The sequence below is a fragment of the Enterobacter sp. BIDMC 26 genome (assembly GCF_000534435.1).
In the GTDB taxonomy this organism is placed as follows: Bacteria; Pseudomonadota; Gammaproteobacteria; order Enterobacterales; family Enterobacteriaceae; genus Enterobacter; species Enterobacter ludwigii.
In genome coordinates, this window is sequence record NZ_KI973182.1 from 99,342 (window position 1) to 111,974 (window position 12,633).

At 55.3% G+C, this 12,633-nt stretch carries 11 protein-coding genes; 9 read left to right on the forward strand and 2 right to left on the reverse strand.

The features are described 5' to 3' along the window. Window positions 1–3: 3 nt before the first annotated feature. The 5 genes from proY to L462_RS22770 all read left to right on the forward strand — a co-directional run bounded on the left by proY (window position 4) and on the right by L462_RS22770 (window position 6,674). Window positions 4–1,377 (forward strand): proline-specific permease ProY, encoded by a 1,374-nt coding sequence (proY, locus tag L462_RS22790; protein ID WP_014168835.1) that lies wholly within the window; start codon window positions 4–6, stop codon window positions 1,375–1,377. Window positions 1,378–1,530: 153 nt separating this feature from the next. Continuing rightward, entirely contained in the window at window positions 1,531–3,348 is a 1,818-nt protein-coding gene (malZ, locus tag L462_RS22785) for a maltodextrin glucosidase (RefSeq protein ID WP_032677504.1), read from the forward strand. A gap of 200 nt (window positions 3,349–3,548) precedes the next feature. Then, window positions 3,549–4,190: a hydrolase gene (locus L462_RS22780; RefSeq protein ID WP_014168837.1), complete on the forward strand. Its 642-nt coding sequence runs from the start codon at window positions 3,549–3,551 to the stop codon at window positions 4,188–4,190. Window positions 4,191–4,238: 48 nt separating this feature from the next. Continuing rightward, entirely contained in the window at window positions 4,239–4,784 is a 546-nt protein-coding gene (locus tag L462_RS22775; protein WP_032677505.1) for an antibiotic biosynthesis monooxygenase, read from the forward strand. 21 nt (window positions 4,785–4,805) lie between these two features. Continuing rightward, complete coding sequence (locus L462_RS22770; protein WP_032677506.1) at window positions 4,806–6,674, forward strand: amidohydrolase; 1,869 nt, start codon at window positions 4,806–4,808, stop codon at window positions 6,672–6,674. Between the two features lie 69 nt (window positions 6,675–6,743). Here the strand turns inward: L462_RS22770 and L462_RS22765 are convergent, their stop codons facing one another. Together L462_RS22765 and acpH are read right to left on the reverse strand one after the other, a co-directional pair. Further along, window positions 6,744–7,346, reverse strand: a complete 603-nt coding sequence (locus L462_RS22765) for a peroxiredoxin (RefSeq protein WP_014168840.1) — start codon at window positions 7,344–7,346, stop codon at window positions 6,744–6,746. A 127-nt stretch (window positions 7,347–7,473) separates the two neighbouring features. Beyond that, the gene (acpH, locus tag L462_RS22760; protein ID WP_025204983.1) at window positions 7,474–8,055 is read right to left on the reverse strand and encodes an ACP phosphodiesterase; all 582 of its coding nucleotides are present in this window, start codon (window positions 8,053–8,055) and stop codon (window positions 7,474–7,476) included. Window positions 8,056–8,147: 92 nt separating this feature from the next. Here acpH and queA point away from each other — a divergent pair, with 92 nt between their 5' ends. The 4 genes from queA to secD are packed head-to-tail and all read left to right on the forward strand — an operon-like array spanning window position 8,148 to window position 12,629. Further along, complete coding sequence (gene queA, locus L462_RS22755) at window positions 8,148–9,218, forward strand: tRNA preQ1(34) S-adenosylmethionine ribosyltransferase-isomerase QueA (protein WP_032677507.1); 1,071 nt, start codon at window positions 8,148–8,150, stop codon at window positions 9,216–9,218. A gap of 53 nt (window positions 9,219–9,271) precedes the next feature. Next, window positions 9,272–10,399, forward strand: a complete 1,128-nt coding sequence (gene tgt / locus L462_RS22750) for a tRNA guanosine(34) transglycosylase Tgt (RefSeq protein WP_020885227.1) — start codon at window positions 9,272–9,274, stop codon at window positions 10,397–10,399. Between the two features lie 22 nt (window positions 10,400–10,421). Then, window positions 10,422–10,754 carry a preprotein translocase subunit YajC gene (gene yajC, locus L462_RS22745; RefSeq protein WP_000007630.1) on the forward strand — a complete coding sequence of 111 codons (333 nt, stop codon included), beginning with the start codon at window positions 10,422–10,424 and terminating at the stop codon, window positions 10,752–10,754. A 27-nt stretch (window positions 10,755–10,781) separates the two neighbouring features. Then, on the forward strand, window positions 10,782–12,629 hold the full coding sequence (gene secD / locus L462_RS22740) for a protein translocase subunit SecD (RefSeq protein WP_072031432.1): 1,848 nt from the start codon (window positions 10,782–10,784) through the stop codon (window positions 12,627–12,629). Window positions 12,630–12,633: the final 4 nt, after the last annotated feature.

Sequence of the window (12,633 nt, forward strand, 5' to 3'; positions counted from 1 at the left end):
TAAATGGAAAGCACTAACAAACTCAAACGTGGACTCAGCACCCGCCACATTCGCTTTATGGCGCTGGGATCCGCTATCGGTACCGGTCTTTTTTATGGCTCGGCAGATGCCATTAAAATGGCCGGTCCCAGCGTTCTGCTGGCCTACATCATCGGTGGCGTGGCTGCGTATATCATCATGCGCGCCCTCGGGGAGATGTCGGTTCACAATCCGTCTGCCAGTTCGTTCTCGCGCTATGCGCAGGAAAACTTAGGCCCGCTGGCGGGCTTTATCACCGGATGGACCTACTGCTTCGAAATTCTGATTGTGGCTATTGCCGACGTTACCGCCTTTGGTATCTACATGGGCGTCTGGTTCCCCGCGGTTCCGCACTGGATCTGGGTGCTGAGCGTGGTCCTGATCATCTGTGCCGTCAACCTGATGAGCGTGAAGGTGTTTGGCGAACTGGAGTTCTGGTTCTCCTTCTTCAAAGTTGCCACCATTATCATCATGATTATCGCGGGCTTCGGGATCATCATCTGGGGTATCGGCAACGGCGGTCAGCCAACGGGGATCCATAACCTCTGGAGCAACGGCGGCTTCTTCAGCAACGGCTGGCTCGGCATGGTGATGTCGCTGCAGATGGTCATGTTTGCCTACGGCGGGATCGAGATTATCGGCATTACCGCCGGGGAAGCGAAAGACCCGGAGAAATCCATTCCGCGCGCCATCAACTCAGTGCCAATGCGTATTCTGGTGTTCTATGTGGGGACGCTGTTCGTCATTATGTCCATCTACCCGTGGAACCAGGTGGGCACTAACGGCAGCCCGTTTGTGCTGACCTTCCAGCATATGGGCATCGCGTTTGCCGCCAGCATCCTGAACTTTGTGGTGCTGACCGCCTCGCTTTCGGCAATCAATAGTGACGTCTTTGGCGTGGGCCGCATGCTGCACGGAATGGCGGAGCAGGGCAGTGCGCCTAAGGTGTTTGCCAAAACCTCTCGTCGCGGCACGCCGTGGGTGACGGTAATGGTAATGACCGTAGCCCTGCTGCTGTCGGTCTACCTGAACTACATCATGCCGGAGAATGTGTTCCTGGTGATTGCGTCGCTGGCGACCTTCGCGACCGTGTGGGTGTGGATCATGATCCTGTTGTCGCAGATTGCGTTCCGTCGCCGTCTGTCACCGGAAGAGGCGAAAGCGCTGAAGTTCAAAGTGCCGGGTGGGGTGGTGACAACCGCTGTCGGTCTGGTCTTCCTGGTCTTTATCATCGCCCTGATTGGCTATCATCCGGATACCCGTATCTCCCTTTATGTGGGCTGCGCGTGGATCGTCCTGCTGCTGCTGGGCTGGATGTTTAAATGCCGCCGAGACCGTCAGCTGGCGCAGGCACAGTAATCTTCCCTCTCCCCGCAGAGGGACTGGAAGGAGGCATCCGCTCACACTGATGCCTCCTCCCCCGTCCTCCTCCCTCAATAAACCTCGTCATGATGAGCTAACCTTAACCACCCTGTGGCAAGGTGACGTCAATTTCATCAAAGGGGATTCGTGATGTTAAACGCCTGGCACCTTCCGGTTGCCCCATTTGTTAAGCAAAACAAAGACAACCTTGTGATTACGCTCTGGCTGGCGGGGGAAAATCAGCCTGAACGCGTGACGCTACGCGCCGAAATTGATAACGAAGAGACCGCGCTGAAAATGCATAAGCAGCGCAGCCAGCCGCAGCCCGGGATCACGGCGTGGCGGGCAAACATCGATTTAACCCGTGGACAGCCGCGTCGTCGCTACAGTTTTAAACTGCTGTGGAATAACCGCCAGCTGTGGTTTACCCCGCAGGGGTTTAGCCGTTTTCCGCCGGCCCGGCTGGAGCAGTTTGCCGTCGATTACCCGGACAATGGCCCGCAATGGGTTAACGATCAGGTGTTTTACCAGATTTTCCCGGACCGCTTTGCCCGCAGCGAAAAGCGCACTGCAGACCAGGACAAGGTTTATTACCACCACGCAGCAGGTCACGACATTATCCTCAAAGCATGGGATGAACCGCTGACCGCGCAGGCAGGTGGCTCGACGTTTTACGGCGGCGATCTCGACGGGATCAGCGAAAAACTCCCGTACCTGAAAAAACTGGGCGTGACGGCGCTGTACCTTAACCCGGTGTTTAAAGCCCCGAGCGTGCATAAATACGACACCGAAGATTATCGTCATGTTGATGAGCAGTTTGGCGGCGATGCCGCGCTGCTGCGCCTGCGACAGAACACTAAAAACGAAGGGATGCGCCTGATTCTGGACGGCGTGTTCAACCACAGCGGGGATTCGCACGCGTGGTTTGACCGTCATAACCAGTCGATGAGCGGGGCATGCCATAACCCGGATTCGCCGCAGCGTGACTGGTACAGCTTTAATGAAGAGGGCTACGCGCTGGATTGGCTGGGCTACCCAAGCCTGCCGAAGCTGGATTTCCAGTCGCCTTCTCTGGTCAGCGAAATCTACGGCGGTGAAGACAGCATTGTCCGCCACTGGCTTAAGGCACCATGGAACATGGACGGCTGGCGTCTTGACGTGGTGCATATGCTGGGTGAAGCGGGCGGAGCGCGTAATAACCTTCAGCACGTTGCAGGTATCACCCGCTCAGCGAAAGCCGCGCAGCCGGAGGCCTTTGTCTTTGGCGAGCATTTTGGCGATGCACGCCAGTGGCTGCAAGCCGATGCAGAAGATTCGGCCATGAACTACCGCGGTTTTACCTTCCCGCTATGGGGATTTCTGGCGAACACCGATATCTCTTACGATCCGCAGCATATCGACGCCGAAACCTGTATGGCATGGATGGATAACTACCGCGCCAGCCTGTCGCATCAGCAGCAGTTGCGGATGTTTAACCAGCTGGACAGCCACGATACCGCACGTTTTAAATCCCTGCTTGGCAAGGATGTGGCGCGCCTGCCGCTGGCCGTTACCTGGCTCTTCACCTGGCCTGGCGTGCCGTGCATTTACTACGGTGATGAGGTGGGGCTGGAGGGGAACAACGATCCCTTCTGCCGCAAAACCTTCCCCTGGGATCCGGCGAAGCAGGACAAGGCGCTGCTCAGCCTGTACCAGCGTCTGGCTAAGCTTCGTAAACAGAACCAGGTGCTGCGTTACGGTGGCTGTCAGGTGGTGTATGCCCATGATAACGTGGTGGTGTTTGCCCGCGTCTACAACCAGCAACGCGTGCTGGTCGCCATCAACCGCGGAGAAGCCTGTGAAGTGGTGCTGGATGACTCTCCGTTGCTGCACGTGAAGGCGTGGCAACGCAAAGAGGGTAAAGGCACGATTCAGGAAGGCATTCTCTCCTTACCGGCCATTTCCGCCTCCATCTGGTTCGGAAATTAATCGTCATCAGCAACCGGTTTATTTCCCGGTTGCTGAAAATTCCCCTAAGTTGTTCGGTTAATTTCAACAGAGGGGACAAATATCTTTACTATCCGCTCAATCAATTCTCGCTATACTCAAATTGCTTTATCAGTCAGGGCCCTTTCTCATATAGCACACCAAAACGTTGGCTTTTAACACATTGATTAAAAGGTACTTTTATGTCTATTCGTGAACTGATTGACCCGTCCAATTCCGTACTGATTTTTATCGATCACCAACCGCAAATGTCTTTTGGCGTGGCAAATATTGACCGTCAGTTATTAAAGAATAATACGGTGGCTCTGGCAAAAGCAGGCAAAATTTTTGATGTTCCGGTTATCTACACCTCTGTCGAAACAAAAAGCTTTAGCGGATACATCTGGCCAGAATTGCTGGCGGTTCACCCGGCGGTTAAACCGATTGAACGTACCTCTATGAACTCCTGGGAAGACGATGCGTTTGTTGCGGCAGTGAAAGCAACGGGCCGCAAGAAACTTATCATCTCAGCCCTGTGGACCGAAGTTTGCCTGACCTTCCCGGCGCTGATGGCTCTGGATGAAGGGTTTGAAGTTTATGTAGTAACCGATACTTCCGGCGGTACCTCCGTAGATGCCCATGAACGTGCGATTGACCGTATGGTTCAAGCGGGCGCGGTTCCTGTGACCTGGCAGCAGGTGCTGCTTGAGTATCAGCGCGACTGGTCTCGCAAAGGCACTTACGACGCGGTCATGGACCTGGTCCGTGAGCACAGCGGTGCTTATGGCATGGGCGTTGACTATGCCTACACCCTCGTTCACGGCGCGCCAGAACGCAAAGCGTAAACCTTTCAGGGCGGGGTTCTCCCGCCCATTAATGACCAGGAAACTATTATGGCGCACACATCGCATGTCACGCTGGTGATCACCCACACCTTGCTGCCGGGTCAGGCTGAGCGATACGAACAGTGGCTGGGTAAGATCATGCCCATCGCGGCGGAATTTCCGGGGCATCTTGGCGCGAACGTCATCCGCCCGACCGACGGACAACATCTGTGGACGGTGATAATCCGTTTCGACACCCTCGAACACCTTTCTGCATGGACCCAGTCCGATACCCGTAATGCGCTGGTAAAAGAGATTGAACCGCTGCTGGCGGAAGGCGATAAAACCGAAGTGCGTACCGAGGCGGCGTTCTGGTTTACTCCACCGGAGCCTCATGTGCGTAAGCCTAAACAGTGGAAACAGTTTCTCATTACCCTGCTGGTTATCTTCCCCAGTACCAACCTGGTGCCGCTGGTGACCGGTGTATTGCTTCCTGGCCTGAAAGGTACGTTGTTGCTGCATCTGATTAACGATGCCTGTGTGGTCGCGCTGGTGGTCTGGCTGTGGATGCCCATCGTGACCCGTCTGTTTGCCGGATGGCTCAAAAAAGCCTGATTCGGCTGAAAGGAGTACGTTATGTCTCAAACTGCCACACTGATCTTAACCAAAGGTAAGATCCATACCCTCGATCGCGAAAACCCGCTCACGGAAGCGGTGGCTATTGCTAACGGCAAGATCCTGGCGACGGGCAACCACGATCGCATTATGAGCTATGCGACGCAGGGAACGCAGATTGTCGATCTGAAGGGAAGTACGGTGATCCCCGGGCTTAACGATTCGCACCTGCACCTGATCCGCGGCGGGCTGAACTACAACCTCGAGCTGCGCTGGGAAGGCGTACCGTCGCTGGCGGATGCGCTAAGGATGTTGAAAGATCAGGCCGATCGTACACCTTCACCTCAGTGGGTTCGGGTGGTGGGCGGCTGGAGCGAGTTTCAGTTCGCCGAACGCCGGATGCCGACCATCGAAGAGCTTAACGAGGCGGCACCGGATACGCCGGTGTTTGTCCTGCACCTCTACGATCGTGCCCTGCTTAACCGCGCTGCGTTGAAAGCTGTCGGCTACACCAAAGAGACGCCAAACCCGCCGGGCGGGGAGATTGTGCGTGATAACCACGGCAACCCGACCGGGCTGCTGATCGCTAAACCTAACGCGATGATCCTCTACGCCACGCTGGCAAAAGGACCGAAACTCCCCATCGAGCAGCAGGTTAACTCCACGCGCCAGTTTATGCGCGAGCTTAACCGTCTGGGGCTGACCAGCGCCATTGATGCCGGCGGCGGCTTCCAGAACTACCCGGAAGATTACGAGGTGATTGCCGAACTGCACGCCAAAGAGCAGATGACGGTGCGTATTGCCTACAACCTCTTCACCCAGCGCCCTAAACAGGAGCTGGAGGATTTTGAGCGCTGGACCGATATGCTCAAACCGGGGCAGGGCACAGACTTTTATCGTGCGAACGGGGCAGGAGAGATGCTGGTCTTCTCGGCGGCGGATTTTGAAGATTTCCTCCAGCCGCGCCCGGATCTGCTGCAAGGGATGGAAGACGAGCTGGAACGCGTGGTGCGCCACCTGGTGGAAAACCGCTGGCCGTTCCGGCTGCATGCCACTTATGACGAATCCATCAGCCGGATGCTGGATGTCTTTGAGAAGGTGAACCGTGAGATTCCGTTTAACGGCCTGCACTGGTTCTTTGACCATGCGGAGACCATTACCGAACGTAATATCGAGCGCGTCAAAGCGTTGGGGGGCGGTATTGCGGTGCAGCACCGTATGGCGTTCCAGGGCGAATATTTCGTCGACCGCTACGGCAAAGAGGCGGTGAAACACACGCCACCGGTGGCGAAAATGCTGGAGCTGGACGTGCCGGTTGGGTTAGGTACTGACGCAACCCGTGTGGCGAGCTATAACCCGTGGACGGCGCTCTACTGGCTGGTCTCCGGGCGAACCGTCGGCGGCCTGGCGATGTATGACGACAATAACCGCCTGCCGCGTGAGGTAGCGCTGGAGCTGTGGACCGCAGGCAGCGCGTGGTTTTCCAGCGAGCAGGGTAAAAAAGGCCGTCTGGTTGAAGGGCAGCTTGCGGACCTGGTGGTGCTGTCGAAAGATTACTTCAGCGTGACGGAAGAGGAGATCAAGGGCATTGAATCGGTGCTGACCGTTGTGGATGGCAAGGTCGTGTATGCCGCCGGTCATTTCAGTCCGCTGTCACCGCCGCCGATCCCGGTTGTGCCGTCGTGGTCACCGGTCGTGAAAGTCCCGGGGCATTACCGCTCTGCGCCGCCTGCAGCCAGTAAAGTGGGGGCGGTGGTACAGATGCACCAGTGCATTGGTAGCTGCGGGGTGCATGGCCATGCGCACGGCATTGCGCGGCAATCGGATATCCCGGTATCTGATGACCAGGCATTCTGGGGCGTGCTGGGGTGCTCGTGCTTCGCGTTTTAACGTGTGAAAGTGAGATCGTACAAAACAAAAAGGCCCGCTAATGCGGGCCTTTTCCGTAAACCGTGCCGATTACAGGCTGGATACGTTCTCAGACAGGTATTTAGCAACGCCGTCCGGAGACGCGTTCATACCTTCTTTACCTTTTTCCCACTGAGCCGGGCACACTTCACCGTGCTCTTCGTGGAACTGCAGCGCGTCAACCATGCGCAGCATTTCGTCGATGTTACGACCCAGTGGCAGATCGTTAACAACCTGGTGACGAACGATGCCGTTTGCGTCGATCAGGAAAGAACCGCGCAGTGCAACGCCAGCGTCCGGATGTTCGATACCGTAAGCCTGCTGGATTTCGCGTTTGATGTCCGCAACCATTGCGTATTTCACCGCACCGATGCCGCCTTTGTCGACAGGGGTGTTACGCCATGCGTTGTGTACAAATTCAGAGTCGAAGGAGACGCCTACAACTTCTACGCCACGCTTCTGGAATTCTTCGTAACGTTTGTCGAATGCGATCAGCTCAGACGGGCAAACGAAAGTGAAGTCCATTGGCCAGAAGAACAGAACGGTCGCTTTACCGTTGGTGTGCTGTTTGAAGTTGAAGTTTTCAACGATTTCACCGTTGCCCAGAACTGCTGCAGCTGTAAAATCCGGAGCCGGACGAGTTACCAGAACCATGTGATTCTCCTGTAGATACTAAGGTTATTTGGAACGCAACGCCGCCCAGTATAGAGAGTGTTCATTGATAAGACAAAGAGGCGCTAACAATCGTTCAGCAAGCTTTCACCTATCAATGGCATTTCTGTTATAGCTGTTTGTTTTTCGCCTGGGTCATCATACGCGGATAGAACTGCCAGAACCGCGTCTCCAGCGCCTCGTAGTGGGCGTCCAGGTCATGCCAGGAGTCGCGCAGCGCGTCGAGTCGCGGTCGGCGACTCGCCATCCCGTTTAACACATTCTGTATAAAGTCCATCTCGCGATAGCGCTCAAGCCAGCGTTCTGACCAGAGATAGTTATTCAGATTCACAAAGCGCGGCGGTGAATCCGGCAAAATAATGGACACCTGCTGGTGGGCATAGCGCACGAACGCGTTTAGGGGCATCTCAGGAGAGAGTGTTTCCCAGTGCCGCGAGAGGAAATGGTCCCACATTACATCGAGCGTGATCGGTGCGACGCGCCGCGTTTCAGGGCGGAACCACGCTTTGGCTTCCTGGACTTCCGGCAGGTTATCGGTCAGTACGTCGATACGGCGATGCATAAAAATCCCGTCGACAACCTCTGCGGAGTACGCGTCGGCGGGATTACCGCGCACGAAATCGGCCAGCAGATTGCCGGAAAGAGAGCTGTCAGCGAGATGAGCAAGATGCAGGTGAGCGAGAAAATTCATGCGTTTTATTTGTCCAGGGGCGGCTAGTTGTTGCAGCAAAAGGGTGTGAGCACTAGACTATGCCGCCTGTTTTTAAGTCACGAGTATACGTCATGCGCGTCGCCGATTTCTCCTTTGAACTACCTGAATCCCTGATTGCTCACTACCCAATGCCTGAGCGCAGTAGCTGTCGTTTGCTGTCACTGGATGGGCCGACGGGCGAGCTGACGCACGGTACTTTCACCGATTTGCTCGACAAGCTCAACCCTGGCGATCTGCTGGTCTTTAACAATACCCGCGTGATCCCGGCGCGTCTGTTTGGCCGTAAAGCCAGCGGCGGCAAGATTGAAGTGCTGGTCGAACGTATGCTTGATGATAAACGTATTCTGGCACATATTCGCGCCTCTAAAGCGCCGAAGCCGGGTGCAGAGCTGCTGCTTGGCGATGATGAGAGCATCCGTGCAACCATGACCGCGCGTCACGATGCGCTGTTTGAGGTGGCGTTCAATGACGAGCGCACGGTGCTCGACATTCTGAATGCGATCGGCCATATGCCGCTGCCCCCTTACATCGAGCGCCCGGACGAAGAGGCTGACCGCGAGCTGTACCAGACCGTCTACAGCCAGAAGCCTGGCGCGGTCGCCGCGCCGACGGCGGGCCTGCATTTTGATGAACCGCTGCTGGAAAAATTGCGCGCGAAAGGCATCGAGATGGCCTTCGTGACCCTGCATGTCGGTGCGGGTACGTTCCAGCCGGTGCGCGTGGACAGCATCGAAGACCACATCATGCACTCCGAATATGCCGAAGTGCCGCAAGAGGTGGTGGATGCCGTTCTGGCCGCCAAAGCACGCGGTAACCGCGTTGTGGCAGTGGGCACCACGTCGGTACGCTCCCTTGAGAGCGCCGCGCAGGCCGCCAAAAATGACCTGATTGAGCCTTTCTTTGGCGATACGCAGATCTTTATCTACCCGGGCTATCAGTACAACGTGATTGATGCCCTGGTAACCAACTTCCATCTGCCTGAATCAACGCTGATTATGCTGGTGTCCGCTTTTGCGGGTTATCAGCACACCATGGCGGCGTACAAGTCTGCGGTAGAACAAAAATATCGCTTTTTTAGCTACGGGGACGCGATGTTTATCACGTACAATCCGCAGGCTTTGAATGAGCGTGTCGGGGAATAAGTCCGCGGCACCGTTTTACAACGTTGGACTGTTTTTCTGACGTCGGAGAAAAAATGAAATTTGAACTCGATACCACCGATGGTCGCGCACGTCGCGGCCGCCTGGTGTTTGATCGCGGTGTGGTGGAAACCCCCGCGTTTATGCCTGTGGGCACCTACGGCACCGTAAAAGGGATGACGCCGGAAGAAGTGGAAGCCACTGGCGCACAGATTATCCTCGGCAATACCTTCCACCTGTGGCTGCGTCCTGGCCAGGAGATCATGAAGCTGCACGGCGATTTGCATGACTTCATGCAGTGGAAAGGCCCGATCCTGACCGACTCCGGTGGTTTCCAGGTCTTCAGCCTGGGCGACATCCGTAAGATCACCGAGCAGGGCGTACACTTCCGTAACCCGATCAACGGCGATCCGATTTTCCTCGATCCTGAAAAGTCTATGGAGATTCAGTACGATCTCGGCTCTGATATCGTGATGATCTTCGACGAATGTACGCCATACCCGGCCGACTGGGATTACGCGAAACGCTCCATGGAGATGTCGTTGCGCTGGGCGAAGCGTAGCCGTGACCGCTTTGATTCCCTGCAGAACAAAAATGCGCTGTTCGGTATTATCCAGGGCAGCGTTTACGAAGATTTACGCGATATCTCTGTTAAAGGTCTGGTAGAGATAGGTTTTGATGGCTACGCTGTCGGCGGTTTGGCTGTGGGTGAACCGAAGGAAGACATGCATCGCATTCTGGAGCATGTCTGCCCGCAAATCCCGGCAGATAAACCCCGTTACCTGATGGGTGTGGGTAAACCTGAGGACCTGGTTGAAGGTGTGCGCCGCGGCATTGATATGTTCGACTGCGTTATGCCAACCCGCAACGCGCGTAACGGTCATCTGTTTGTGACCGATGGCGTGGTGAAAATCCGTAACGCGAAGCATAAGAGTGACACCAGCCCGCTCGATTCCGAGTGCGATTGCTACACCTGTCGCAATTATTCTCGCGCGTACCTGCATCATCTTGATCGTTGCAATGAGATTTTGGGCGCGCGTCTCAACACCATTCATAATCTTCGTTATTATCAGCGCTTAATGGCTGGTTTACGCAAGGCTATTGAAGAGGGTAAATTAGAGAGCTTCGTGACCGATTTTTACCAACGTCAGGGTCGAACCGTTCCACCTTTGAACGTTGATTAATTTTAATAATGAGGGAATTTGAATGAGCTTTTTTATTTCTGATGCGGTAGCGGCAACAGGTGCTCCGGCGCAGGGCAGCCCGATGTCTCTGATTCTGATGCTGGTTGTGTTCGGTCTGATCTTCTACTTCATGATCCTGCGCCCACAGCAGAAGCGTACCAAAGAGCACAAAAAGCTGATGGACTCCATTGCCAAAGGTGATGAAGTGCTGACCAACGGTGGTCTGGTCGGTCGCGTAACCAAAGTGGCTGAAAGTGGCTACATTGCTATTGCCCTGAACGACACCACTGAAGTGGTTATCAAACGTGACTTCGTAGCTGCCGTTCTGCCGAAAGGCACCATGAAGGCGCTGTAATCCCAACTTTTCCCAAAGGGAACTGCCGTGTTAAACCGTTATCCTTTGTGGAAGTACATCATGCTGGTCGCCGTGATTCTCGTCGGCCTGCTGTACGCGCTTCCCAACCTGTATGGTGAGGATCCGGCTGTTCAAATCACTGGCGCGCGCGGTGCCGCCGCCAGTGAGCAAACGCTGATCCAGGTCCAGAAATCGTTACAAGAAGAAAAAATTACCGCTAAGTCTGTGGCTCTGGAAGAGGGCGCAATTCTTGCTCGCTTCGACACCACCGACACGCAGCTCCGCGCTCGCGAAGTGCTGATGGGCGTGCTGGGTGATAAATACGTCGTGGCGCTTAACCTTGCTCCTGCAACCCCGCGTTGGCTGGCTGCGTTGAATGCAGAGCCAATGAAACTCGGTCTTGACCTGCGTGGCGGTGTTCACTTCCTGATGGAAGTGGATATGGATACCGCGCTCGGCAAACTGCAGGAACAAAACATCGACAGCCTGCGCAGCGATCTGCGCGAAAAAGGCATCGCTTACACTACCGTTCGTAAAGAAGATAACTACGGTATGAGCATCACGTTCCGCGACAGCGCGGCGCGCGATCAGGCTGTAGATTACCTGACTCAACGTCACCGTGACCTCGTGATCACCTCTCAGGGCAGCAACCAGCTGCGCGCGGTGATGACCGATGCTCGCCTGAAAGAAGCCCGTGAATACGCCGTTCAGCAGAACATCAATATTCTGCGTAACCGTGTAAACCAGCTGGGTGTTGCTGAGCCACTGGTACAGCGTCAGGGTGCTGACCGTATCGTGGTGGAGCTCCCGGGGATTCAGGACACGGCACGTGCGAAAGAGATTCTGGGGGCAACTGCCACGCTGGAATTCCGTCTGGTTAACTCCAACGTCGATCAGTCCGCTGCTGCCGCAGGCCGTATTCCGGGCGATTCGGAAGTGAAACAGACCCGCGAAGGTCAGCCAGTTGTGCTGTACAAACGCGTGATCCTGACCGGTGACCACATCACCGACTCCACATCCAGCCAGGACGAATACAACCAGCCGCAGGTTAACATCTCGCTGGATAGTGCGGGTGGTAACATCATGTCTAACTTCACCAAGGACAACATCGGTAAACCGATGGCGACCCTGTTCGTGGAGTACAAAGACAGCGGTAAGAAAGATGCAAACGGCCGCGCGGTGCTGGTGAAAGAGGAAGAGGTGATTAACATCGCCAACATCCAGTCTCGTCTGGGTAACAGCTTCCGCATCACTGGTATCAACAACCCGAACGAAGCGCGTCAGCTTTCACTGCTGCTGCGTGCCGGTGCGCTGATTGCACCGATTCAGATTGTTGAAGAACGTACCATTGGTCCAACGCTGGGGATGCAAAACATCAAGCAGGGTCTGGAAGCGTGTCTGGCCGGTCTGGTGGTCTCCATCCTCTTCATGATCTTCTTCTATAAGAAGTTTGGTCTGATTGCGACAAGCGCACTGGTTGCGAACCTGGTGCTGATTATCGGCATCATGTCTCTGCTGCCGGGGGCGACGCTGACCATGCCGGGGATTGCCGGTATCGTCTTAACCCTTGCGGTGGCGGTCGACGCCAACGTACTGATAAACGAACGTATCAAAGAAGAGTTAAGCAACGGTCGCTCTGTTCAGCAGGCGATTGACGAAGGCTACAAAGGGGCATTCAGCTCCATCTTCGATGCGAACGTAACAACACTGATTAAGGTTCTTATCCTGTATGCAGTGGGGACTGGCGCTATCAAAGGCTTTGCGATCACCACCGGTATCGGTGTTGCAACGTCAATGTTTACCGCTATTGTCGGCACCCGTGCCATCGTGAACCTGCTGTATGGCGGCAAGCGCGTCAAAAAGCTGTCTATCTGAGGAG

Bases quoted from the DNA above. Each gene is read 5' to 3' on its own strand.
- proY (WP_014168835.1), top strand. From the start codon at position 4: ATGGAAAGCACTAACAAACTCAAACGTGGACTCAGCACCCGCCACATT.
- malZ (WP_032677504.1), top strand. From the start codon at position 1,531: ATGTTAAACGCCTGGCACCTTCCGGTTGCCCCATTTGTTAAGCAAAAC.
- L462_RS22780 (WP_014168837.1), top strand. From the start codon at position 3,549: ATGTCTATTCGTGAACTGATTGACCCGTCCAATTCCGTACTGATTTTT.
- L462_RS22775 (WP_032677505.1), top strand. From the start codon at position 4,239: ATGGCGCACACATCGCATGTCACGCTGGTGATCACCCACACCTTGCTG.
- L462_RS22770 (WP_032677506.1), top strand. From the start codon at position 4,806: ATGTCTCAAACTGCCACACTGATCTTAACCAAAGGTAAGATCCATACC.
- L462_RS22765 (WP_014168840.1), bottom strand. From the start codon at position 7,346: ATGGTTCTGGTAACTCGTCCGGCTCCGGATTTTACAGCTGCAGCAGTT.
- acpH (WP_025204983.1), bottom strand. From the start codon at position 8,055: ATGAATTTTCTCGCTCACCTGCATCTTGCTCATCTCGCTGACAGCTCT.
- queA (WP_032677507.1), top strand. From the start codon at position 8,148: ATGCGCGTCGCCGATTTCTCCTTTGAACTACCTGAATCCCTGATTGCT.
- tgt (WP_020885227.1), top strand. From the start codon at position 9,272: ATGAAATTTGAACTCGATACCACCGATGGTCGCGCACGTCGCGGCCGC.
- yajC (WP_000007630.1), top strand. From the start codon at position 10,422: ATGAGCTTTTTTATTTCTGATGCGGTAGCGGCAACAGGTGCTCCGGCG.